The sequence below is a fragment of the Streptomyces sp. NPDC104309 genome (genome assembly GCF_055584025.1).
In genome coordinates, this window is record NZ_JBVJMV010000002.1 from 265,815 (window position 1) to 288,890 (window position 23,076).

General features: G+C 70.3%; 21 protein-coding genes and 2 pseudogenes. 16 read left to right on the forward strand and 7 right to left on the reverse strand.

Going from position 1 to position 23,076, the window contains the following annotated elements; translation table 11 throughout:
• Window positions 1–31: 31 nt before the first annotated feature.
• The 4 genes from ACZ68L_RS02990 (at window position 32) to ACZ68L_RS03005 (ending at window position 3,750) form a co-directional block, all read left to right on the forward strand.
• A complete protein-coding gene (locus ACZ68L_RS02990) occupies window positions 32–1,570 on the forward strand; it encodes a flavin-containing monooxygenase (RefSeq protein WP_469573689.1) in 1,539 nt (512 codons plus the stop codon).
• Window positions 1,567–2,550 carry an alpha/beta fold hydrolase gene (locus tag ACZ68L_RS02995; RefSeq protein ID WP_469573690.1) on the forward strand — a complete coding sequence of 328 codons (984 nt, stop codon included), beginning with the start codon at window positions 1,567–1,569 and terminating at the stop codon, window positions 2,548–2,550. The genes ACZ68L_RS02990 and ACZ68L_RS02995 overlap by 4 nt, the downstream gene beginning before the upstream one ends.
• Window positions 2,547–3,440 carry an SDR family oxidoreductase gene (locus ACZ68L_RS03000; protein ID WP_469573692.1) on the forward strand — a complete coding sequence of 298 codons (894 nt, stop codon included), beginning with the start codon at window positions 2,547–2,549 and terminating at the stop codon, window positions 3,438–3,440. Before ACZ68L_RS02995 ends, ACZ68L_RS03000 begins: the two co-directional genes overlap by 4 nt.
• Before the next feature lie 85 nt (window positions 3,441–3,525).
• The gene (locus ACZ68L_RS03005; protein ID WP_469573693.1) at window positions 3,526–3,750 is read left to right on the forward strand and encodes a hypothetical protein; all 225 of its coding nucleotides are present in this window, start codon (window positions 3,526–3,528) and stop codon (window positions 3,748–3,750) included.
• Window positions 3,751–4,117: 367 nt separating this feature from the next.
• Here ACZ68L_RS03005 and ACZ68L_RS03010 read toward each other — a convergent pair.
• Both ACZ68L_RS03010 and ACZ68L_RS03015 read right to left on the reverse strand, forming a co-directional pair.
• Window positions 4,118–5,152: pseudogene (locus ACZ68L_RS03010) on the reverse strand (threonine/serine dehydratase).
• A 232-nt stretch (window positions 5,153–5,384) separates the two neighbouring features.
• Entirely contained in the window at window positions 5,385–5,726 is a 342-nt protein-coding gene (locus tag ACZ68L_RS03015; RefSeq protein WP_469573694.1) for a DUF397 domain-containing protein, read from the reverse strand.
• A 331-nt stretch (window positions 5,727–6,057) separates the two neighbouring features.
• On the opposite strand from ACZ68L_RS03015, the gene ACZ68L_RS03020 reads away from it, so the two are divergent.
• From ACZ68L_RS03020 to ACZ68L_RS03040, 5 genes and pseudogenes are all read left to right on the forward strand, one after another.
• Window positions 6,058–6,858 (forward strand): hypothetical protein, encoded by an 801-nt coding sequence (locus ACZ68L_RS03020; protein WP_469573695.1) that lies wholly within the window; start codon window positions 6,058–6,060, stop codon window positions 6,856–6,858.
• 507 nt (window positions 6,859–7,365) lie between these two features.
• Window positions 7,366–7,506: a hypothetical protein gene (locus tag ACZ68L_RS03025; RefSeq protein ID WP_469573696.1), complete on the forward strand. Its 141-nt coding sequence runs from the start codon at window positions 7,366–7,368 to the stop codon at window positions 7,504–7,506.
• A 319-nt stretch (window positions 7,507–7,825) separates the two neighbouring features.
• On the forward strand, window positions 7,826–8,605 hold the full coding sequence (locus tag ACZ68L_RS03030) for a helix-turn-helix domain-containing protein (RefSeq protein WP_469573697.1): 780 nt from the start codon (window positions 7,826–7,828) through the stop codon (window positions 8,603–8,605).
• A gap of 14 nt (window positions 8,606–8,619) precedes the next feature.
• A pseudogene (locus ACZ68L_RS03035) lies at window positions 8,620–8,853 on the forward strand (winged helix-turn-helix transcriptional regulator); the annotation flags it as partial.
• A 107-nt stretch (window positions 8,854–8,960) separates the two neighbouring features.
• A complete protein-coding gene (locus ACZ68L_RS03040; RefSeq protein WP_469573698.1) occupies window positions 8,961–9,308 on the forward strand; it encodes a VOC family protein in 348 nt (115 codons plus the stop codon).
• A 241-nt stretch (window positions 9,309–9,549) separates the two neighbouring features.
• On the opposite strand, the gene ACZ68L_RS03045 is transcribed toward ACZ68L_RS03040, so the two are convergent.
• Entirely contained in the window at window positions 9,550–9,753 is a 204-nt protein-coding gene (locus ACZ68L_RS03045) for a DUF397 domain-containing protein (protein WP_469573700.1), read from the reverse strand.
• Entirely contained in the window at window positions 9,734–10,585 is an 852-nt protein-coding gene (locus tag ACZ68L_RS03050) for a helix-turn-helix domain-containing protein (protein WP_469573701.1), read from the reverse strand. Before ACZ68L_RS03050 ends, ACZ68L_RS03045 begins: the two co-directional genes overlap by 20 nt.
• Before the next feature lie 117 nt (window positions 10,586–10,702).
• Here ACZ68L_RS03050 and ACZ68L_RS03055 point away from each other — a divergent pair, with 117 nt between their 5' ends.
• Window positions 10,703–10,924: a hypothetical protein gene (locus ACZ68L_RS03055; protein WP_469573702.1), complete on the forward strand. Its 222-nt coding sequence runs from the start codon at window positions 10,703–10,705 to the stop codon at window positions 10,922–10,924.
• Window positions 10,921–11,400: an ATP-binding protein gene (locus ACZ68L_RS03060; RefSeq protein WP_469573703.1), complete on the forward strand. Its 480-nt coding sequence runs from the start codon at window positions 10,921–10,923 to the stop codon at window positions 11,398–11,400. The genes ACZ68L_RS03055 and ACZ68L_RS03060 overlap by 4 nt, the downstream gene beginning before the upstream one ends.
• Before the next feature lie 18 nt (window positions 11,401–11,418).
• Here ACZ68L_RS03060 and ACZ68L_RS03065 read toward each other — a convergent pair whose 3' ends face one another.
• Both ACZ68L_RS03065 and ACZ68L_RS03070 read right to left on the reverse strand, forming a co-directional pair.
• Window positions 11,419–12,327, reverse strand: coding sequence for an RNA polymerase sigma-70 factor (locus ACZ68L_RS03065; RefSeq protein ID WP_469573704.1), 909 nt, complete (start codon window positions 12,325–12,327; stop codon window positions 11,419–11,421).
• Window positions 12,328–12,389: 62 nt separating this feature from the next.
• A complete protein-coding gene (locus ACZ68L_RS03070; RefSeq protein ID WP_469573705.1) occupies window positions 12,390–13,547 on the reverse strand; it encodes an NAD(P)/FAD-dependent oxidoreductase in 1,158 nt (385 codons plus the stop codon).
• A gap of 266 nt (window positions 13,548–13,813) precedes the next feature.
• On the opposite strand from ACZ68L_RS03070, the gene ACZ68L_RS03075 reads away from it, so the two are divergent.
• Genes ACZ68L_RS03075 through ACZ68L_RS03085 form a run of 3 tightly spaced genes read left to right on the forward strand, consistent with a single transcriptional unit; the run spans window position 13,814 to window position 16,631 of the window.
• Window positions 13,814–14,122 carry a FeoA family protein gene (locus ACZ68L_RS03075; protein WP_469573706.1) on the forward strand — a complete coding sequence of 103 codons (309 nt, stop codon included), beginning with the start codon at window positions 13,814–13,816 and terminating at the stop codon, window positions 14,120–14,122.
• Window positions 14,119–16,056 carry a ferrous iron transporter B gene (gene feoB / locus ACZ68L_RS03080; RefSeq protein WP_469573708.1) on the forward strand — a complete coding sequence of 646 codons (1,938 nt, stop codon included), beginning with the start codon at window positions 14,119–14,121 and terminating at the stop codon, window positions 16,054–16,056. The genes ACZ68L_RS03075 and feoB overlap by 4 nt, the downstream gene beginning before the upstream one ends.
• On the forward strand, window positions 16,053–16,631 hold the full coding sequence (locus ACZ68L_RS03085; protein ID WP_469573709.1) for a NifU family protein: 579 nt from the start codon (window positions 16,053–16,055) through the stop codon (window positions 16,629–16,631). The genes feoB and ACZ68L_RS03085 overlap by 4 nt, the downstream gene beginning before the upstream one ends.
• A 36-nt stretch (window positions 16,632–16,667) precedes the next feature.
• Here the strand turns inward: ACZ68L_RS03085 and ACZ68L_RS03090 are convergent, their stop codons facing one another.
• The gene (locus ACZ68L_RS03090; RefSeq protein WP_469573711.1) at window positions 16,668–19,958 is read right to left on the reverse strand and encodes a S41 family peptidase; all 3,291 of its coding nucleotides are present in this window, start codon (window positions 19,956–19,958) and stop codon (window positions 16,668–16,670) included.
• A gap of 165 nt (window positions 19,959–20,123) precedes the next feature.
• Between ACZ68L_RS03090 and ACZ68L_RS03095 the strand changes: the two genes are divergently transcribed.
• Together ACZ68L_RS03095 and ACZ68L_RS03100 are read left to right on the forward strand one after the other, a co-directional pair.
• Window positions 20,124–20,696: a TetR/AcrR family transcriptional regulator gene (locus ACZ68L_RS03095; protein ID WP_469573713.1), complete on the forward strand. Its 573-nt coding sequence runs from the start codon at window positions 20,124–20,126 to the stop codon at window positions 20,694–20,696.
• 138 nt (window positions 20,697–20,834) lie between these two features.
• Window positions 20,835–23,054, forward strand: coding sequence for an MMPL family transporter (locus ACZ68L_RS03100; RefSeq protein ID WP_469573715.1), 2,220 nt, complete (start codon window positions 20,835–20,837; stop codon window positions 23,052–23,054).
• The last annotated feature ends 22 nt before the right edge of the window (window positions 23,055–23,076 follow it).

The window sequence follows — 23,076 nt, forward strand, 5'->3', positions numbered from 1 at the left end:
AGTGGTGTGACGTACCGCGGGAGGCGCCGGCATGGCCCAGCACGAGCACGTACGAGTGGCGGTGATCGGATCCGGATTCGGGGGCCTCGGGGCCGCGGTCCGGCTGCGCCGCGAAGGCATCACGGACTTCGTCGTCCTGGAACGGGCCGGCTCTGTCGGCGGCACCTGGCGCGACAACAGCTATCCGGGCTGCGCCTGCGACGTACCGTCCCACCTCTACTCGTTCTCGTTCGCCCCCAACCCCGAGTGGCCGCGCACCTTTTCCGGGCAGGAGCACATCCGCGCCTACCTGGAGCACGTCGCGGACACCTTCGGGCTGCGCCCGCACCTCAGGCTCAACCATGAAGTGCTGCTGATGAGCTGGGACCGCGACGCGCTCCACTGGGTCATCGAGACCGGCAACGGGACCACGTTCACGGCCGATGTGGTCGTCTCCGCGACCGGGCCGCTCTCCGACCCGAAGACTCCCGACATCCCCGGCCTCGACGGCTTCCCCGGCAAGGTCTTCCACTCGGCCCGCTGGGACCACGACTACGACCTGACCGGCAAGCGCGTCGCGATGATAGGCACCGGCGCCTCCGCCATCCAGATCGTGCCCGCGGTCCAGCCGAAGGCCGGCAGGCTGACGCTCTTCCAGCGCACCCCGCCCTGGGTCATGCCGCGCATGGACCGGAGGATCAGCGGCGCCGAGCGCTGGCTGCACCGCACGCTCCCCTTCACCGGCACCGCGCGCCGCGGACTGCTCTGGGGCATCAGGGAGTTGCAGGTCAGCGCCTTCACCAAGCGCCCCGACGAGCTGGGCGTGATCGAGTCGATAGCCAAGTCCAACATGGCGCGGTCCATCAAGGACCCGGCGCTGCGGGCCAAGCTGACCCCCTCCTACCGCATCGGCTGCAAACGCATCCTGCTCTCCAGCACCTACTACCCGGCGCTCGCCCGGCCCAATGTCGATGTGGTCGCCTCCGGCCTGGCCGAGGTGCGCGGCTCCACGGTCGTCGCCGCCGACGGTACGGAGACCGAGGCCGACGCGATCATCTTCGGCACCGGCTTCCATGTGACCGACATGCCGATCGCCGAGCGGGTGGTGGGCGCGGAAGGCATCACGCTCGCCGAGTCCTGGAAGGACGGCATGCAGGCGCTGCGCGGCGCGAGCGCGTCCGGCTTCCCCAACTGGATGACGATCATCGGGCCCAACACGGGGCTCGGGAACTCCTCGATGATCCTGATGATCGAGTCCCAGCTGAACTACATGGCCGACTACCTGCGCCAGTTGAACGTGCTGGGCGGCCGCGTCGCACTCGACGCGCGCCCCTCGGCGGTCGGGGCCTGGAACCGGCACGTCCAGCAGCGGATGAAGCGCACGGTGTGGAACGTCGGCGGCTGCGACAGCTGGTACCTGGACGCCAACGGGCGCAACACCACGGTCTGGCCGGGCACCACCGCCGAGTTCCGCAAGGTGACCCGGTCGGTCGACCTCGCGGAGTACGAGGTCGTCCGGACGCCGAAGAAGGCCGCCGCGCCCGGGGAGCCCGCCACGGTGAAGTCCGTCGCCGAGGAGGTCGTGCGATGAGCCGGCTGCTGCGGCGGGACGACGCCCCGCCCACCCCCGTGCGCGAACTGACCGCCCTCTCCGCCGACGGCGCGCGCGTCCATGTCGAGGTGCACGGGCGGGAAGGCGCCCCCGCGGTGGTCCTGTCGCACGGCTGGACCTGCAGCACCCACTTCTGGGCCGCGCGGATCCGGAACCTGGCGGTGGACCACCGGGTCGTCGTCTACGACCAGCGGGGCCACGGCCGTTCGCCCGCGCCGGGCCGCGCGGGGTACAGCACGGACGCCCTCGCCGACGACCTCGAAGCGGTGCTGGCCGCCACGCTCGAACCGGGTGAGCAGGCCGTGCTCGCCGGGCACTCCATGGGCGGCATGACGATCATGGCCGCCTCGCGGCGGGCTGGACTGCGTGAGCACGCGGCGGCCGTACTGCTGTGCAGCACCGGCAGTTCGCGGCTGCTCGCCGAGTCGCTGGTGGTGCCGTTGCGGGCCGGGGCCGTCCGGACCCGGATGACCCGTGCGATCCTCGGGGCGCGGGCCCCGCTCGGACCGGTCACACCGGTCTCCAGGCGGATACTCAAGTACGGGACGATGGGGGCGGGTTCGGCCCCCGACCGGGTCGAGACCTGTGCCCGGATCGTGCACGCGTGTCCGCGGGTGGCCAGGGTCGCCTGGGGGCATGTCCTCGCGGAGCTCGATCTCGACGCGGGAGTGAGGGAGTTGCGGGTGCCCACGGCGGTGATCGCGGGTACGGAGGACCGGCTGACGCCGCCCGTGCACGCCCGCGCCATCGCGGCGGCGCTGCCCGACTGCCTGGGGCTCACCGAACTGACGGGCATGGGCCACATGACACCGGTGGAGGCGCCGGAGGCGGTCACGACGAAGCTCCGGGAACTCGTCACCGCGTACCTCCCGGTGGGCGCGGTCGGTGCGGACGGCGCGGTCGGTGCGGACGGTGCGGACGGTGTGGACGGTACGGCCGAGAAGGAGGATGTCGCATGAACGACAGGCGGAGTCTGGAAGGACAGGTCGTCGTCGTCACGGGCGCGGCGCGTGGCGTGGGCGAACTGCTGGCACGCAAGCTCTCGGCGCGCGGCGCCATACTCGCACTGGTCGGTCTGGAGCCGGACGAGCTGAAGAAGGTCTCGGAGCGGCTGCACTCGGAGAGCGACCACTGGTTCGCGGACGTCACCGACCACGCGGCGATGGCGCGCGTCGCCGAGGAGGTCAAGGAGCGGTTCGGAAAGGTCGACGTCGTCGTCGCCAACGCCGGAGTCGCGGCGGGCGGACCGTTCCTCGACTCGGACCCGGAGGCGTGGCGGCGGGTCATCGAGGTCAATCTGATCGGCGGCGCCGTGACGGGGCGGGCGTTCCTGCCGGTGCTCATGGAGAGCCGCGGGTACTTCCTGCAGATCGCCTCGCTCGCGGCGATGACACCGGCGCCGATGATGACCGCGTACTGCGCGTCCAAGTCGGGCGTGGAGGCGTTCGCGCACAGCCTGCGGGCCGAGGTCGGCTACCGCGGGGTGAAGGTCGGGGTCGGATACCTCTCCTGGACCGACACGGACATGGTGCGGGGCGCCGACCAGGACGACGTGATGCGGGAGCTGCGGCAGCGGCTGCCCTGGCCCTCGAACCGTACGTATCCGCTGGGACCGGCGGTCGACCGGATCGTGGCCGGCATCGAACGGCGTTCCGCGCATGTGTACGCGCAGTGGTGGCTGCGCGGGATGCAGTCCGTACGGGGCTGCCTCCCGTCGGTGATCGGGGTCGTCGGCCAGCGCGAGATGCAACGCTTCGGGTCGCGGCTGGAGGGTGTGAGCAAGGCGCTCGTCGGTGCCGGAGGGGCCGCTGACCAGCACGAACGGGCGGTGCGTACGCAGCGTAAGTGATCGAAATGCGATGCCTGCCGGGGCGTGTAACTCTGGTCGAGGTCCTTACGGACCGTCCCCCACGCACCCACTAGGAGTGAACAGCATGGGTATCGCAGACCAGTTCAAGGACAAGGCGCAGGAGCTCGCCGACCAGGCGAAGAAGAAGACGAACGAGGGCAAGGGCGCGGGCCGCGAGGCCCGCGGCGAGGGCCGGGAGCGGGCGCAGGGTGCGTCCCAGCGGGCCTCGAAGACGACCTCGAAGACGTCGCAGCAGGGCCGTGACAGGGTCCAGGGCGCCGGCGACGACCGCGAGCGGTTCGACCGCTGACGCGTTCGCGACTTCGCGGTTCCGCGCGTTGTCTGTGAGGGGCGTGCCCGGGTGACCGGGCACGCCCTTCACGCGTGGACCGGGGCTTTCGGCCGGTCCGCCGGCCGGGCGGCAAGCCCTGGCCGGCCACCGCGCCGTACGACGCGGTCTGCCGAGGGTCGTGACTGCCGTACGGGGGCGGTGATCTCCATGCCGTGCCCGGCCGGGTCGATGAAGTACGGACCGCGCCCGCCGTGGTGGTGGTTGATCTCGCTCGGCTGCTTCGGACGCGGACCGGCGCGGTAGGTGAAACCCGCCCCCTCGATCCGCGCGAAGGTCGCGACCGTGACTGCCGGGCCGCCGTCATGGCCGGCCCGGCCACCGGATATCAGTTCTCGGCCGGGTGCACCAGGTCGCTCGGGTCGGTGTTCGCCCCGCACAGCACCACGGCGACCCGCTCGCCGCTGCCGGGCCGGTAGCCGCGGCTCGACAGGTCCTGGCCCGGCACATGGAGGTCCGGAGCGGTGAGCGCGGCCAGTGCGGTGGCGGCGGCGTGCTCGACGGCGACGCGGCGGTGGTCCCACAACGCCTGGCGGGCGCGGACGATTTCGCCGTCCGGCACGAGGACGGAGCGGATGTCGTCCTGGCGTGCCGCGTGCAGGGCCAAGGCGGTCGCGCGGCGGGCGCCGAGGGCGTCGACGGCGACCGAGTCGACGGGGACGTCGACCGGCTGGCCGGCCTCGATGGCGGCGTTCAGCGCCCGGCAGTTCTCCGGCTCGACGGCGACCGCGCGGATTCCGTGGTGCCGGGCGGCGGTGGCCACTCCGGCGAACAGGCCGCCGCCGCCGACCGAGACCACCACGGTGTCCAGGCCGGGGATCAGGGCGTGGATCTCCTCCAGCAGGGTGCCGGCCCCGGCGGCGATCAACGGATGATCGTAGGCGTGCGCGGCGAGAGCGCCGGTCGTGGCGGCGAACTCCTCGCACGCTTCGAGCGCTTCGGCGTACTCCGCCCCGACCACCCGCACGTCCGCCCCGAAGTCGCGGAGCTTGGCCACCTTCACCGCCGGGGCGACGGACGGCAGGAACACGGTGGCGCGCACACCCTGCTGCCGGGCGGCCCACGCGCAGGCCAGCCCGGCGTTGCCGCCGGAGGCGATGGTCACCCCCGCGCCCGGCAGGGTGCCGGTCTCGCGGTGGGCCTGGATGAAGTTCTGCGCGCCGCGCGCCTTGAAGGAGCCGGTGTGCTACATGAACTCCAGCGCGAGCCAGACCTCGCAGGGCTCCTCGGGCCGGTCGCCGAGGGGGCCGCGGTGAGCAGTACGGATCGTTCCCGGATCGACGGGGGCGACGGTGACCGGGCGGATGTGTCCGGCTGTCCGGTCAGTGGCAGCCTTGATGTCGTCGTACGTGAGTTGGTGCACGTCGTTGCTCCTGCCGAATGAGGATCACGGCCGGGTGATGAGCCGGCCGGTGGTGGTGAGGGCGAGGAAGTACGCGAAGGCGATCCACCGCCCGCCCGCGTTCGGTTCCCTCGCGTGGTGGGACGCGCGCCGACCCGGCGGCGACGAAGTCGGACCCGTACCTGGACGGCGCCGCCGCCGTCCGGTGACCGCTCGCCGAGCTTGCCCCGCATGGCGGCGAACGGCGTAGTGGTCAGGACGCCTTGACGGACTCGACGAACGGCGTCCAGGCGGACGCGGGGATGACGAGGGCCGGGCCTTCGGGGCGCTTGGAGTCGCGGACGGGGACGATACCGGGGTGACCGTCCGCGACTTCGAGGCATTCGCCGCCATCGCCGTTGCTGTGGCTGCTCTTGTGCCAGGTGGCGAACCCCTCGGCGACTTCGAGGCAGTCGCCGCCGGAGGAATTGCTGTGGCTGCTCTTACGCCAGTGGGCGAACTCCTGCGCCACTTCCAGGCAGTTGCCGCCATCGCCGTTGCTGTGGCTGCTCTTGTGCCAGGTGGCCGTGCGGAGAGCGAGATCGATGCTGGCCATGCCGGTGCTCCTCAGCCGCATTCTCGATCAGGGCGAGGGACGCCTCCGGCGGCAAGGCTGCGGCCCTGAGTCGATCGTATGCCTTGCGGTACTTCATCACGGAGGTCCGCTTCGCGGAGTCGCTGGACGCAGGGCCGTCGCGATGGGCGCCCTGCAGGGGCTTGGTCCCGAGAAGGTCATCCGTCTCGGCTTCGCCCGTTGCGAGGCTGTCGGGCCGGTGGTTCGAGCCCGACCCTCTCGAACCGGATCCCGTTCGGGGGCTGTTAGCCTGCGGCGATCCATTCTTTCCTCACCGGACTCATACCAGTCCCTCACCAACAAGAGGTTGCGCATGCGCGCAGGCAGATCCGGCTTCGCGGTCGTGGTCGCGGGAACGCTCGCCCTGGGGGCACTCACCGCGCCGTCCGCGCAGGCGGCGGACACCGGCGTCAAAGTGTCGAAGCTGGTCCTGAACAAGGGCAAGCCCATCATCGTGGGTACGTCCGCAGAGGTCTCTCCCACATTCACGTACCACGTGTCGTGGCCGTCCGGCCTCAAGCAGTCCGACGTGAACACCTCTGTGCTCCTGTACCACGACACCACCCCCGCCAAGGCCTCGGAGCGCGGGGCCATCTACACGGTGCTCACTGCCTGTGAGGACGGCTCCGTGGCCGCCGACTGCGAGGGCAAGCTGTACATCGACCCGCGCTACACCCTCGACTCGAACAACGACGCCACGACCTGGAAGAGCGCCATCTGGGTACGCATCTGGAACTCGAAGGGTGGGCTCAAGAGCGAGGAGTTTCTGCCTCTCTCCCCGACCGTGCGGGTCAAGCGTGCGGCGAAGGTCACCGTCGACGCCTCGCCCGAGCCCGTCGTCAAGGGCGGCAAGCTCACCGTCACCGGCAAGATCACCCGCGCGGACTGGGTGAAGCACACGTACACCGGCTTCGGTGGCAAGGCGGCCAAGCTCCAGTTCCGCAAGGCCGGTACCAGCACGTACAACACGGTCAAGATCGTGAAGGCGAGCTCGACCGGCGCTCTGAAGACCACGGTCACCGCCTCCGTCGACGGCTACTGGCGATGGACCTTCGGCGAGACGAACACGACCGGTGGCGCGACCGCGGCCGGCGACTACGTCGACGTCAAGTGACGGTCTCCCTTCCCCGGAACAAGCCGACCCGGTAGTCCCGGGGAGGCGCGCCAGGCTCCTGGAGCGCCGGGTGGGAGGACAGCGCCGGCCGTCGGCCCGGTCGGCCCGGCCGTCTCACCCGGCGCGCAACCATCCACCCGAAGGGCCAACCGGGCGGGCGCATCGCCATCAAGTGGGACGCCGTACCTGTGGACCCTGAGAGCGCTGACTTCACAGGACTGCTTAGTCCGCCCTCTCACGCCGAGAGCCCCGTTCTCCCAAGCTGGAGCGACGGGGCTCCGCCGTTCGCGGAAGGCGTCCGGCTCACTGGGCAACCTTCCCGCTCCTGTCCGGAGGGCAGGGCAATACCGCACGTGCGGGGAGACGCTGACCCACTTGCCGCCATGAGGGCAGCCGCCCGCGCTGCCGTAGAGGAGTCCCGCCGTCCCTGAGATCCTGCACGACCGTCAACGCCGGTGGGCCGAAAACTTGCCGCTCTTGAGTGATGAACTCAAGGAACCAGCCCGCATGTTGGTCGATGAAGAGTTCTGGAAGATTGGCGCGCGTCCGCTGTGGCCGCTCTTCGTGGAGCTGTTCCGTGCTGAGGCCGACAGCGACCCGGATCCGGCCATCCTGAGCGTCGTCTGCGGTTGCCCGGAACACTTCTGACCACCGCCCACCGAGGGCATTCGCAGGCGGGCCACGTGGCGGAAGCCATGGGGGTCAGCGGCTCCACGGCCCGGTCGGACGGGCAGACGACTTCTCCGCCGTACGTCCGTCCGCCGTCGCGGGATACCCGCATGGTCATCGTCATCCGCCCGCCTCCCTCGTAGCTGCCCTCGGTTCGCCTTGATGTTCCTGCCAGGAGGTAGGGCAGAGCGACGACGGAACGGGCGTCGCCGGGGCGTCACTCGCCGGGGCGTCAATGACGCTTCCAGGGGCGTCAATTGGGTGTCATTGGACGCCGGTTCGGTCTAGCTTTGACGTCATGACGACGACCGCCGTGGTGCCGAATGATGTGCTGCGGGCCGTGCGTATCAGCCTGCGCTTGAGCCAAGACGACTTCGCCAAGGCGCTCCGCCGGGCAGGTGCGGAACTGGGAGAGCCGAACGAGGCTTCAAAGCGTCTGGTGCAGCGGTGGGAGTCCGGTACGAGCAAGACCCCTCGGGGGGTGTACGCCAGAGCCTTGGAACGGGTCACTGGCCGTCCGGTCGAGGCCCTGGGGTTCACCGTGCCAGTACCGATGGCATGGGTGCACGGAGACGGGAAGGGAGGGAATGACATGGAGACGGGCGCAGGTGGTGTCACTTCTGCCGCAGTGGGCGTGCAGCCCGCCGCGCAGACGAGTGAGGAGACGTTCTCGGGGGTGTGGCTCAGCCGCTACGAGTTCTTCTCTTCGAGCCGGGGTGACTCATATGAAGGCAAGCACTACGTAGTGATCGTCCAGCACGGAAACCGGCTGACCGCTCAGAGTCTGCCCGGGGCGAGCAGCAATCCGGACAGCCCGCTCACGCTGGACCTGACCGTTGACCGCAACGTGGTCACGGGTACGTGGGTCGAGCAGACAGCCTCGGACGGCTACTACAACGGCGCCCGCTACCACGGGGCAATTCAGCTCCTGGTTGAGCCGACCGGCCGGCGCATGGCCGGGAAGTGGGTCGGCTTCGGCAAGGACTTCGACGTGAACACCGGACCGTGGGAGCTGCGGCTTGTTGACCGGTCCACAAGTAAGGCGACGCTGGAGGGGTACAGCCAGCCGCCGGAGTGACGCATCACCCACACCAGATCGGGGGCATCAGCTCCAAGGTCCTCACCGAGACTCTGCGGCGGCCGCAGTTCGACGGACTGGTCGACCGGCATTCGCACCCCGACGCACTATCACGGGCCGAGTACGAACTCGCCGGTCTGGGCCGCACCTTGCTGGAGCCCATCGACGCTGTCGGCGCATGGGCCTTCGAGCACGGTGATGAAGTCATGGCAGCCCAGGAAGCAGCCTGCACTCCGGCCCGCAGCCCGCTCCTCCCACGTGCTGACGCCTGTTGCGAAAGTATGTGCGGCGGGGGCTGCGCCGTAGTACTTGTGGAGGGTCTCGGAGACAATTCTGTTCTCACCTGGAGTCGTCGATGGCCGTTCGCCGTGTCGTGCCCAACATCCAGTCAGAAGCTGCGCAGGAGAGCCGGGAGTTCTATGGCCTACTGGGCTTCGAGGAGGTCATGAACCACGGCTGGATCACGACGCTCGCCTCCCCGTCCGCTCCGGCGGCGCAGGTCAGCTTCATGACCAGCGACAAGACCGCCCCGGTCACTCCCGATATGAGTATCGAAGTGGATGACGTGGACGCGGCCTATGCGGTCATGCGGGACAGCGGTGCGGAGATCGTCCATGCCTTGCAGGACGAGGAGTGGGGCGTGCGGCGCTTCCTCGTCCGCGACCCTAATGGGCGGGTGGTCAACGTGCTGGGTCACCGCTGACGCCGGTCTCGCACGACCTGCGAAGGTGCTGGTCACAGACACTTGTTGATGGCCGCGACCAGCACGGTCGCTTCGTAGCGGACCGCGAGCTTGTCATGACACGTGGCCACAGCCCTGTGGCGCTTGAGTCGATTGATGCCGCATTCGACCGCGTGCCGCTCGCGGTAGTCGATCTTGTCAAACCTCGGCGGGCGACCACCGCGAGAGCTGCGCCTCTCGCGGTTTTGGACGTCGCGGCGGGTCAGGATGCCTTGACGGACTCGACGAACGGCATCCAGGCGGACGCGGCGATGACGAGGGCCGGTCCCTCGGGGCGCTTGGAGTCGCGGACGGGGACGATGCCGGAGTGACCGTCCGCGACTTCGAGGCAGTCGCCGCCACTGCCATTGCTGTAGCTGCTCTTGCGCCAGGTAGCCGTGCGGAGATCAAGATCGATGCTGGCCATGCCCGTGCTCCTCAGCCGCCTTCTCGACCAGGGCGAGGGACACCTCCGGCGGCAAGGCGGCGGCCCTGAGCCGATCGTATGCCTTGCGGTACTGCCTCACGAGAGACGGATCGTCGATGGTCTGACCGTGATAGGGGCCCTCGGTGTAGAGCAGTGGCGGTTCGTCGTCGAAGTCCATGAAGAGGAGCGGCAACTCGGTGAGGGGGCGGGTTGGACCGTTCCACGGAAGGATCTGTACAACGACGCGGCTGCGCCGTGCCAGGGCGGCGATATGGTTCAGCTGCTCGGCCATCTCTGCAGGCGGCATGATGGAGTGGTGCACGAGGGACTCGTGCAAGACCACCCAGTACTCGGGCTTCTTGGGGTTGTCGAAGAGCCGGGCTCGCTGCATTCGGGCGTCGATCCTGGCCTCGCTCTCCTCCAGCGTGTTCAGAGAATGCGTGGAGTGGACGACAGCATGGGCATAGGACCTGGTCTGGAGCAGTCCTGGGATGAGAGTGCCGGACCACTGGTCGATGGTCCGGGCCCGTGTCTCAGCTTCCGCCACCGGGGCGAAAAACGCGGCGTGAGCGCCCTGTTTGGCCTTCCTCACGTCCTCGCACCGCCGTTGGAAGAACCCGTCCGTAGTCAGTACCCGGTCCACATGCTGTGCCAGATCCACCGGCATCCGGCGATGGCCGTGCTCGATCTCGCTCAGGTACGTGATGCCGTAGAAGCTGCCGTCGACCAGCTTCTCCAGGGTCAGGCCCGCCTCCTCCCGTTTGAAGCGGAGTTCCTTGCCGTAGAACTGCGGGACGCCCGCCGAGCCGTCGATCTCCTTGCGTGTAGCCACTCTTGACCACCTTTCGCGCTGTGCGTTGTGGAGCGGGAAACCCTTTCAAGGTAGAGCCCCGTGCGGCAGCGTGTGAGGGGTTCGTCACAGTGTGCAACGAAAGGTGGACGGCCTCTCATGGACGACTCACAGGACACCCCCGACTACGACATCGGTTCGGCCATCGACGCGCTCCGCGCCGCGCTCGCGGCTCACGGCATCACCTTGCCGTCGCTCGGCGTCGATCCGCTGACGCTCGCCGGGTGGACGACCCGGCCGCCGTTGGTCGCGCTCGGCAACTGCACTGCGGAGACCGCGCGTCGGCTGGCCGAGGCGCTGCGTACGGCGGCCGGTGGATGAGCCCGTTGCCGATCGCGATGGACCTGCTCGCTGTGCCGAAGGCCGTACCGGAAGTGCGGTACACCCTGCGGGAGCGGTGCGGGGGTGTGGATTCGCCCGATCTGCTGCTCTGCGTCAGCGAGTTGCTGACCAATGTGATCGTGCATCTCGGCGAGGGAACGCCGGTCACGCTCCGGGTCAGCGGCACGTGCACCGGTCGTGTCCGTGTCGAGCTGAGCGATCCCGAACCGTGTGCCTGGCCGGCGATGCGGAGCGCGGCGGGCGGTGACGAGTCGGGGCGGGGGCTGGCGCTCGTGGACGCGTTGGCGCTGCGGTGGGGGGTGGACCAAGGGATGCGGGGCAAGACGGTCTGGTGCGAGCTGCCGGCGCCCACCGGGTGGGACCGGGCGGTGGACGGGCCGGTTGCCGTCGGCTCCGGCGGGCCGGGAGCGGGGGTCGGCCCGTCCGCGCGGTCCCGGGACGGCGCGGACGGGTGAGGGGGCGACGAAGGGTGTTCACCGCAGGGTGAGCGAGGTCTCGGAATCGACGTGGGTCAGCTTCGCCGGGTTGCGGACGTAGTAGAGGCCGGTGATAAGGGCGTTCTCGACCCGGGGTGCCAGGACGCCGTCGAGCTCACCGTCCAGGCGCAGCACGAGTGCGGGGTTGCCGTTGACCACGGTGGGTCCGACGGTGAGTACGCCGGTGGCCTTGCCCGAGCCGCCGACGATGAAGCGGGCCACCTTGTCGGCGCCGATGACCGGGCGCCGCGCGGCCTGTTTGACGCCGCCGCCGTCGCTCATCAGGACCACCTCGGGGGCGAGCACGTCGAGGAGGCCCTGCAGGTCACCGGTTTCGAGCGCGCGCCGGAACGACTCCAGTGCTGCCCGGGTCTCGCTCGCGGAGACCGTCGTGCGAGGCCGGCGGGCATCGACGTGACGGCGGGCGCGGTGCGCGATCTGGCGGACGGCCGCGGGGCTCTTGTCGACGGCGGCGGCGATCTCGTCGTAGTCGACGTCGAAGACCTCGTGCAGCACGAAGACGGCGCGTTCCGTCGGGGACAGGGTTTCGAGGACGAGCATCAGGGCGATCGACACACTCTCGGCGAGCTCGACGTCCTCTGCCACGTCCGGCGCGGTGAGCACCGGTTCGGGAAGCCAGGGGCCGACGTACGTCTCCTTGCGGCGTGACAGCGCGCGCAGGCGGTTGAGTGACTGGCGGGTGGTGATCCGGACCAGGTAGGCGCGCGGGTCGCGTACCTGCCCCGGGTCGACCCCGACCCACCGCAGCCAGGTCTCCTGGAGGACGTCCTCCGCGTCGGCCGCCGATCCGAGCATCTCGTAGGCGACGGTGAAGAGCAGGTTGCGGTGGGCGACGAAAGCCTCGGTCGCCGGGTCGGTGGCGTGGTCGTCGTGGTCGTCGTTCACATCTCGCCTCTCTTCAGCTCTCAGCTCTCAGCTCTCAGCTCTCGGCTCTCGGCTCTCGGTCCTCAGGCCACCCGCTCGGCGGTGGCCGGTGCCTCGCCGCGTTCGGGCCGCGGACCGCTCTTGCGCGCCTCGTTCACCAGCTGCTTGACGGTGGACTTGCAGATGAACTCCTTGAGCTTCGCACCTGGGCGGCCGCCCAGGTAGAACCGGTTCGCGTGATCGTCCAGGGAGGCGAACTGGAAGATCCCGGCGCGGCGGCCCAGGCTGATGCACTGGCCGGCGAACCGCACGTTGAGGGGCGCGGGCCGCTCGCCCGCGATCCGGCTGAGCACCGTGCGGGCAGCGCGTGAGCCCAGCTGCCCCGCGGCCTGACAGCTCATCCGGAACGGCGCGTCCGCCGGTGCCGCCGCGTCCCCGGCCGCGACGATGCGCGCGTCGTCCACGCTCGTCAACGTCTCGTCCGTGAGCAGGCGGCCCACGGCGTCGGTGCTCAGCCCGCTGCGGGCGGCCAGGTCCGGCACTCCGAAGCCGGTGGCCCAGACGGTGACCCGGCTGGGGAGCTCGCGGCCGTCGTCGAGCCGTACGGCGTCGCGGGTCACGGCCGCCACCCTCGCGCCGGGGCCTTCGAGCACGGTCACACCGAGTTCGGCGAGGGTCCGGGCGACCGAGCGCCGGCCCCGGGGGTGCAGATACGGGCCGAGCACCTGGCCGCAGACCAGGGTCACGGCCCGGCCCTCCTCCGCGAGTTCGGCGGCGGTCTCGATGCCGGTCGGGCCGGACCCGACCACGGTCACCGGGGCCGACGCGGGCGCGGCGTCGACAACTGGCCGCAGCCGGCGCGCCTCTTCCAGGGTGGCGATCGGGTGGGCGAACTCCGCCGCGCCGGGCACGTCCGGTTCGGCGCTGCCGCTGCCGACCGCGTAGATCAGGTAGTCGTAGCCGACTGTGCCGCCGGTCGTCAGTGCCACGCTGTGCCCGGCCGCGTCGATGGTCGCCACGCTGTCGACCACCAGCCGGATGTTCTCGGCCAGGACCTCCCCGTAGTCGACGACCGCGTCATGCGTGCCGCCGACCAGTTGGTGGAGGCGGATGCGTTCGACGAAGTCGGGGCGTGGGTTGATCAGCGTCACTGTCACGTCGTCGCGCTGCGTCAGACGGTTGGCCGCCGTGACCCCGGCGTATCCTCCGCCGATCACGACCACATCGGTGTTCTCGCTCACGGTGTCTCCTTCGTTGCCCGGATTCGGCATCAAGACACCGCGTGGCGGGCCGCCGTGACAGCACGTGAGGCAGATCACTCGTGCGGGCGCGGGTATGTGGGGCGCGGAGGCTCCGGCGGGGGCCGTCGAGGCGCGGCAGGTCGACGTGGGTGGGGCCAGGGGGGAGCCAGGGGGGCGAGGTCTATATTGTCGTTATCGGGATAAAAGGTTAGCCTCACCTAAGGCGTTCGGATGCTCGGGTGCTCAGGTGGTCGCGGGGATTGAGGATGTCAATGGTCTCAGTGCAGTTGGGTGCGCGCCTGAAGGGCGGCCCGTCCGTGCCGGTGGAGTCGGCGCCGGATGCGCGACTGGCCGATCTGCGCCCCGGGATGAGTGGCCGTGTGATCGACATCGACGAGTCGGTCGAGCCGAGCACGGCGCGACGACTGTTCGACTTGGGGTTCGCCCCCGGCGCGGAGGTCACCGTGCTGCGGAAGGCGCCACTCGGCGACCCCGTTGTTCTCCGTGTCGCGGAGTACGAGGTGGCGCTGCGCAAAGCACAGACCGCGGGCATCCGCGTACGGCGCATCGCGTGAGCGCGCACTGCGGTCCGGTGGCCCGGACGGTCACCGGCGAGACTCGCCTGGCTCTGGTCGGCAGCCCGAACTCGGGCAAGAGCACGCTCTTCAACGCCCTTACCGGCCTGCGGACCAAGACCGGTAACTACCCCGGAGTGACCGTCGCTCGCTATGAGGGGGTGGCGCGTGTCGGCGAGGACGAGGTGGTCATCGAGGATCTGCCCGGAACCTACAGCCTCGACCCGATCAGCCCGGACGAGCAGGTCGTCGCCGACGTGCTCGACCCGGACAATCCGAACTTCGGTACGCCCGACGGGATTCTCGTCACGCTGGACGCGACGACCCTGCGCCGTTCCCTCGGGCTGCTCGCCCAGGTCATGCAGACCGGTCTGCCGATCTGTGTGGTGCTCACCTTCCGTGACGAGCTGACCCGTCGCGGCGGCACCCTCGACATCCCGGCCCTCCGGCGTGCTCTGGGCGTGCCGGTCGTCGGGGTGACGAGCGGGTCGCGCAACGACTTGGCGCAGTTGCAGTCCATGCTGCTCGACCGGTCCGTATGGGAGCGGCCGGTCGTCGCGCCGCCCACCGATCCCTCGCAGCGACGGGCCTGGGTGGAGTCGCTGCTGCAGAGCGCGGGCTACGAGGTGCCCGAGGTCGATCACCGCACGCGGCGCATCGATGCCGTGCTGCTGCACCCGCTGTGGGGCACGCTCATCTTCTTCGCGACCATGTTCGCGTTCTTCCAGGTCATCTTCACCGCCGCGGCACCGCTGCAGGACGCGGTGCAGAGCCTCTTCGACTGGCTCGGCACGCTGGTCACCGAGCACGTCTCGAACCGCTTGCTCTCCGGCTTCCTCGGCAGCGCCATGATCGGTGGCGTGGGCAGCGTACTGGTCTTCCTGCCGCAGATCGCCCTGCTCTTCCTCATGATCTCGTTGCTGGAAGGCAGCGGATACCTCTCCCGCGCGGCATTCCTGATGGACCGGCTCATGGCCAAGGCCGGGCTGGAGGGCCGGGCGTTCGTCGCCCTGCTCTCCTCCCTCGCCTGCGCCGTCCCGGGCATCATGGCCACCCGTTCCCTGCCGTCGGCCAGGGACCGCTTCGCGACCATGATGGGCGCGCCGCTGATGACCTGCTCGGCGCGCCTGACGGTCTATGTGCTGCTGACCGGCCTGCTGGTGAGTCCCGGTGCCAGGGTCGGTCCCGTCGGCGCCCAGGGCGTCGTCATGTTCGCCCTGTACCTCGTCGGCGCGCTCTCCGCCATGGCGACCGCCTGGGTCTTCAAACGGTTCAGCAGCCGGGGCGGGCCGGCGCTGCCGTTCTACATGGAGATGCCGTCCTACCAGCTGCCGCGCCCGCGGTCGGTGGCCGAGGCCGTCTGGAGCGCGTGCAAGGGCTTCCTGTACAAGGTCGGCAAGATCATCCTGCTCGTCACCGTCGGGCTGTGGCTGCTGCTCAGCCTGCCCATGCACAGCGATGCGCAACTGCGCTCCGCCGGGGTCGACCCGGCCGACCGGACCGCGGTCTCGGCCTACGAGGTCGACCACAGCTACGCCGCCCAGATCGGTCGCGGCATCGAGCCCGTCTTCGCCCCCCTCGGCTTCGACTGGCGGATCAACATCGGCGTGCTGGGATCGCTGTCCGCCCGCGAGGTGTTCGTCGCCACCCTCGGCCAGGTAGCCGCCGCCGAGAACCCCGACCAGCCGGCCGAGGCCCTGGCGAGCATGACCTACACCGACGGGCCGCGTCAGGGGCAGAAGGTCTTCACCCCCGCCACGACGGCCGCCTTGCTGGTCTTCTTCCTCTACGCGCTGCAGTGCATGTCGACCATCGGGGTCATGCGCCGTGAGACCGGCTCGTGGAGATGGCCCGCGGTCGCCTTCGGCTACATGTTCGTGCTGGCCTGGACCATGGCCTTCCTGACGCACACCCTCGTAGGGCGGCTGGCATGAGCGTCGTCCCCATGCACCCCGAGGCCATGGCCGACCCGCAGGCTGTCCGCTGGGTCATCCCCGCCGGCACGCTGCCGGTCGTCGGAGAGATCGCCGAGGCTCCGGACGAGCTCGGGAAGATGCTGCACTCCGAGGACGTCGCCGCCATCGAGGTGGAGACGCAGGCCGTGGTGATCCGGCTCGCCGACGGCCAGAGCTGGTCCGGCGCCGGAGCACGGGTGCGCGACGCGCTCAGCGCCGCACTGCGGCACCCTCAGCGGTGGAGGCCGGCCTGCGCGGTCACCGAGGACGACATGCTGCGCGCCGCACTGCAAGACGTCCTGGACGGACCCGTTGGCGACTACATCCGCTCCCACGGCGGCGAGGTGACGGCCGTATCCGCCCACGACCGGCACGTGGAGCTGCGGATGGCGGGCACCTGCACGCACTGCCCGGCTGCCGGATTCACCCTCCACTCGCGCCTTGAGTCGGCGCTGCGTGCCCGTTTCCCCGACCTGGTCGAGCTGCGGGCCACGGAGGAGCCCGGCAAGACGGCGAGGCCCACCTGGCTCACTCTGCGCCGCCGCGGCGCGTGACCGTCCAGGGGGACAGGGGGACAGGGGGACGGGGGGTCAACGCGGGGGCAGGGGCGGACGCCGCCGGTCCGGGACGGTGTCGTACGTCGGCGGGGTCGCCGCCGGATGTGCGGCGAGCAGGTCCAGCGCCACCCGTACCGCGTCGTCCAGTACCGCGTACCGGCCCTCGGCCCAGTCGAGCGGGGTGCGCAGCGCCTCCAGGTCCGGTTCGACGCCGTAGTTCTCGATCGACCAGCCGTACGTGTCGAACCAGGCCGCGTTCATCGGCACGGTGATCACCGTGCCGTCGCCCAGCCGGTGCCGTCCGGTCATGCCGACCACGCCGCCCCACGTCCGCTGGCCCACCACCGGGCCGAGCTTCAGCAGCCGGAACACGGCGGTGATCATGTCGCCGTCGGAGGACGTCGCCTCGTCGGCCAGGGCGACCACCGGGCCGCGCGGTGCGTTGGAGGCGTAACTGACCGGCTGGGCGTTGCGGGTCAGGTCCCAGCCCAGGATCGTGCGGGTGAGCTTCTCCACCACCAACTCGCTGATGTGGCCGCCCGCGTTGCCGCGTACGTCGACGATCAGGGCCGGACGTGAGACCTCCATGCGCAGGTCCCGGTTGAACTGGGCCCAGCCCGAGCCGCCCATGTCGGGGATGTGCAGATAGCCGCACTTGCCGCCGCTCAGCTCCCGTACGACCTCACGGCGTTTGGCCACCCAGTCCTGGTAGCGCAGGGGGCGTTCGTCGACCAGCGGGACGATCGCCACGCGGCGCGAGTGGCCTGCGCCGTCGGCGGGCCGGAAGGTGATTTCGACGGTGGTGCCGCCCGCCGCGGAGAGCAGCGGGTACGGGCCGGTCACCGGGTCGACCGGGCGGCCGTCGACATGGGTGAGGACCGCGCCCTCCCGGATGCCCGTACCGGCCAGCGGGGAACGGGCCTTGGAGTCGGAGGAGTCGCCGGGCAGGATGCGCCGGATCGTCCAGTCGCCGTCCCGGCACACCAGGTTCGCGCCGAGCAGCCCGATCGCGCGCTGGTAGTGCGGCGGGCCCTCGTTGCGGCGGGCCGGTGCCACGTACGCGTGCGAGGTGCCCAGCTCGCCCAGGACCTCGCGCATCAGATCGGCGAACTCGTCCGGGGAGGCGACCCGTTCGACCAGCGGGCGGTACTGGTCGAGCACGCCGTCCCAGTCGATGCCGCACATGTCCGGTTCCCAGAAGTACGCGCGGATGATGCGGCCGGCCTCCGCGTAGGCCTGCCGCCACTCCGCCGCCGGGTCGACGTCGTGCAGGATGCGGCGCAGGTCGAGGTAGACCGTCGTGTCGCTGTCGGCGATCTCGGTGGCGGGGACGGCGCGCAGTTCGCCCTCGTCCATCACGACCAGCCGGGTCGCGTCGCCGCTGACCGCGAACGAGTCCAGATGCCCGACGAGTTCGGTCTTCCTGGCCTTGGAGATGTTGAAGTGTTCGAGCGTGGGGCGGCCCGACATGTCCGCCGGGTTGGCGAACGTCTCGCCGAGCGCGCCCGAGATCGGCCAGCGCAGCCAGACGAGTCCGCCACCGCTCACCGGATGCAGGGCCGAGTACTTCGACGCGGAGACCGGGAACGGCGTCACGCGGTTCTCCAGCCCCTCGAACTCCACCGTGACCGTGGACGGCCCCTCGCCCGCGCCGGTGTCCGGGACGTCGTCGGCCGGGTCGAGCCCGCCCGCCGCCGGGCGGCCCTCCGGGGACAGGGCGAACGGGGAGGGGGTCGCCGAGGAGAGCGGCACCAGGTAGGGGCGGCAGCCCAGCGGGAAGGAGAGGTCCCCGGTGTGCACGTCGTACACCGGGTCGAAACCCCGCCAGGAGAGGAAGGCGAGGTAGCGGCCGTCGCCGGTGAAGACGGGATTCTCGTCCTCGAAGCGGCCGTTGGTGACGTCGACGATCACCGGCGATCCCGTCCCCAGGATGCGGGCCAGTTTGATCTGGCGCAGCGAACGGCCGATCCCGGGGTGGGACCAGGTCAGCCACGCGCCGTCCGGGGAGAACGCCAGGTCGCGGACCGGCCCGTTGATGGAGCGGATCAGTTCCACGGGCTCGCCCGTGGAAGTCTCCTCGTCGGTGTCCAGGAGCAGCAGGCGTCCGTCGTTCGTGGCGATGGCCAGGCGTTCGCCGTCCGGGTCGGCGATCAGTTCCTGGACCCTGCCGACCTGTCCGGAGGCCAGTCGGCGCGGCTCGCGGTCGCCGCTGGCGCGCGGCAGGTACGCGATCTCGATCGCGTCCTCGCCCTCCGCGTCCGTGACGTAGGCGACCTGGCCGCCGCTGCCGAGCATCTCGGGCAGCCGGACCCGGACCCCCGGGGTGTCGGCGATCGTCCGGGCGGGGCCGTCGCGGTGGGTGAGCCAGTACAGGCTGCCGCGTACGCAGACGGCGCTGGCCCGGCCCGTCTCGTCCACGGACAGCGAGTCGACGTTGGTGGCGGCCGGCACCTGGTACGTACGCCGTCCGGCGCGCGGCCCGCCGAGCCGTACCGCCAGCTTCCGCGGCACCGCGTCCGGCGATGCCAGGTCGTCCACCAGCCACACGTCGCCCGCGCACTGGTAGACGACCCGGTGGCCGTCGCTGGACGCGTGCCGGGCGTAGAAGGCGTCGTGGTCCGTGTGGCGGCGCAGATCGCTGCCGTCGGGCCGGCAGGAGTACAGGTTGCCGACGCCTTCGTGGTCGGAGAGGAACGCGATCCGCCCGCCCACGAACATGGGGGAGTCGAGGTGCCCGCCGATGTCCGGGAGCAGCCGCTTGCCGTGCAGCCACAGCCGGCCCATGGCACCGCCCCGGTACCGCTTCCAGGAGGCCGGTTCGTGCGGCGGTTTGCCGGTCAGCAGCAGGGTGCGCCGCTCGCCGTCGATGTCGGCGACGGCGATGTCGGCGACGGGCCCCCAGGGCAGCTTGCCGCCGGGGCTGCCGTCGGTGGGGACGGTGTAGGCCCAGGAGACGTGTGAGAACGGCTGGTTGTGCGAGGACACGGCGAGGATCTGCGAGGCGTCCCCGGGGTCGGGGGTCCAGCCGCAGACCCGGGCGTCCGTGGACCCCCAGTAGGTGAGCCGGCGCGCCGGGCCGCCCTCGACCGGCGCGAGATGGATCTCGGGGTCGAGGCTGCGCCAGGTCGTGTAGGCGATCCGGGTCCCGTCGGGCGAGAACCGCGGATGACTGACCCTGGTCCGGTCGACGGTCACCCGCCAGGCCCGGCCGGGCCGCTGCCCCTCCGGGGCCAGGGGAGCGACCCAGAGGTCGTCCTCGGCCGCGAAGCAGAGCAGATCGTCGTGGAGGTGCGGGAAACGGAGATACGCGACGTCGTCACTCACCCCTCAATGCTTTCCGCGCGGGAGGGCCCCGGCAACTTGTGGTGCGGAACACAAGCGAAACGATCTCGTTTCGCTGGACGGGCGGGGTACCGTCGATGTGTACGAAACAGTTTCGTTCGATTGGCTGATGTGCGAGACCGAGAAACGGGAACGGGAGGTCGGCACATGGCACGCACCCGGCTCACGCCCGAGCGCGAGAGCGAGCTGTACGCCGCCGTGCTCGACCTGCTCCGCGAGGTCGGTTACGACGCCCTGACCATGGACGCCGTCGCCGCCCGCACCCGTTCCAGCAAGGCCACCCTCTACCGCCAGTGGGGGAGCAAGCCCGAGCTGGTCGTCAAGGCCCTGCGGCACAACAAGCCGGTGTCCCTCGCGGAGATCGACACCGGATCGCTGCGCGGTGACTTCCACGCCGCGCTGAGCCGCAGCGACGACTGCCAGATGGAGAAGAACTCCGCGCTGATGCGGGGTCTGAGCCATGCCGTCCACGACAATCCCGATCTGCTCCAGGCCCTGCGCGACCTGCTGATCGAGCCGGAGATGACCGGTCTCGACACGCTGCTGCGCCGAGCCGTGGACCGGGGTGAACTGCGTCCGGACAACCCGGCGCTGAAATATGTACCGCACATGCTGGTCGGCGCCTTCGCCGCCCGGCAGCTGGTCGAGGACCGCCCCGTCGACCAGGCGTTCCTCACCGATTACGTCGACTCCGTGATGCTTCCCGCTCTCGGAGTCTGACCCCTTCCGTCCCCTTCGCGCGACCCGTCCCCTTCGCGCGGCCCCCTCCCCAAGCCTCACCTGACACGCCGCTCTCGTCGTCGGGCCGGTTCCTCACGCCCTTTTCCACTCACACGACCTGACCGGGAGTACGCCTCCGTGGCCACATTCCTCTACAAACTCGGACGGCTCGCCTTCCGGCGCCGCCGCTATGTCGCCCTGATCTGGGTGGCACTGCTGGCCCTCGCCGGATTCGGCGCGGCCTCCGCGTCCACCGCCACCTCCAGCTCCTTCTCCATCCCGGGCACGGAGGCGCAGAAGGCCTTCGACCTGCTGGAACAGCGCTTCCCGGGCGCCGGCGCCGACGGCGCGACCGCGCGGGTCGTCTTCAAGGCCCCCGAGGGCCAGAAGATGACGGACCCGGCGAACAAGGCCGAGGTGAACAAGGTCGCCGGCGAGCTGAAGTCCGGCTCGGACCAGATCGCCTCGGTCACCGACCCGTACACCGCGGACGCCGTCAGCAAGGACGGGTCCACGGCGTACGTCTCCGTGTCCTACAAGGTCAACTCCATGGAGCTGACCGACGGGACGCGCAGCGCTCTGGAGGACGCGGGCCACGCGGCGCAGCAGAGCGGGATGACCGTGGAGATCGGCGGTGACGCGCTCCAGGCGATGCCGGAGACCGGGGTCACCGAGATCATCGGTGTCGCGATCGCCGCGGTGGTGCTGGTCATCACCTTCGGCTCGCTGATCGCCGCCGGACTGCCGCTGCTCACCGCCCTGATCGGGGTCGGCATCGGGGTCTCGACGATCACGGCACTGGCGAACGTGCTCGACCTGGGCTCCACCACCTCCACCCTCGCGATGATGATCGGCCTCGCGGTCGGCATCGACTACGCGCTGTTCATCGTCTCCCGCTACCGCGCCGAACTGGCCGAGGGCCGGGAGCGCGAGGAAGCGGCCGGGCGGGCCGTCGGCACGGCCGGTTCCGCGGTCGTCTTCGCCGGTCTCACCGTCGTCATCGCGCTGGTCGGCCTCGCCGTCGTCAACATCCCGATGCTCTCGAAGATGGGCTTCGCCGCGGCCGGCACGGTCGCGATCGCCGTCCTCATCGCGCTCACCCTGGTCCCGGCGCTGATGGGCTTCGCGGGCAAGCGGGTCTTGGGCCGCAAGGCGCGCAAGGCCACCGAGGCCACCGAGGCCGCGAACCGTCCCGAGGCGAAGCCGAACATGGGCACCCGCTGGGCGCGGTTCGTGCTGCGCAGGCCGGTGTGGGTGCTGCTGGTCGGAGTCCTCGGCCTCGGTGCGATCGCCGTACCGGCCGCGTCCCTGGAGATGGGCCTGCCCGACGACGGCTCCCAGCCCACCAGCACCACCCAGCGCCGCGCCTACGACCTGCTCTCCGACGGCTTCGGCCCCGGTTTCAACGGGCCGCTGATGGTGGTCGTCGACACCGCGCACAGCTCCGACGGCAAGACCGCCGCCAAGCAGGTCTCCGACGAGATCTCCGGCATTCCAGGCGTCGTCGCCGTCACCCCGGCTCAGTTCAACAAGGCCGGCGACACCGCGATGATCACCGTCGTCCCGAAGGACAGGCCGAGCTCCACCGAGACCGAGAACGTGGTCCACGCGATCCGTGACGCGGGCAAGGACATCAAGTCCGACACCGGCGCCGAGGTCCTGGTCACCGGTTCCACGGCGATGAACATCGACTTCTCGCAGAAGATGAACGACGCGCTGCTGCCGTATCTGGCGCTCGTCGTCGGCCTGGCGTTCCTGCTGCTGATGCTCGTCTTCCGGTCGGTGCTGGTGCCGCTGAAGGCGGCCCTCGGCTTCCTGCTCTCGGTCGTGGCGGCCCTGGGCGCGGTCGTCGCGGTCTTCCAGTGGGGCTGGCTCGGCTCGCTCTTCGGCGTCGAGCAGACCGGCCCGATCATGTCCATGATGCCGATCTTCATGGTCGGTGTGGTCTTCGGCCTGGCGATGGACTACGAGGTCTTCCTCGTGACCCGGATGCGTGAGGCGTACGTCCACGGCGAGAAGCCCGGCCAGGCGATCGTCACCGGCTTCAAGCACGGTGCCCGGGTCGTCACGGCCGCGGCCGTGATCATGATGGCGGTCTTCGCCGGCTTCATCGGCTCCAGCGAGCAGATGATCAAGATGATCGGCTTCTCGCTCGCCATCGCCGTCTTCTTCGACGCGTTCGTGGTCCGGATGGCGATCGTGCCCGCGGTCCTCGCCCTGCTCGGCAAGCGCGCCTGGTGGCTGCCGCGCTGGCTGGACCGGCTCCTGCCGAACGTGGACGTGGAGGGCGAGGGGCTGCGCCGGCAGCTCGGCGAGAAGCCCGACGCCGAGGGCGAGCGTGAGCCGGCCCTGGTCTGAGCCGGGCCCGGCGTCCCGGCCG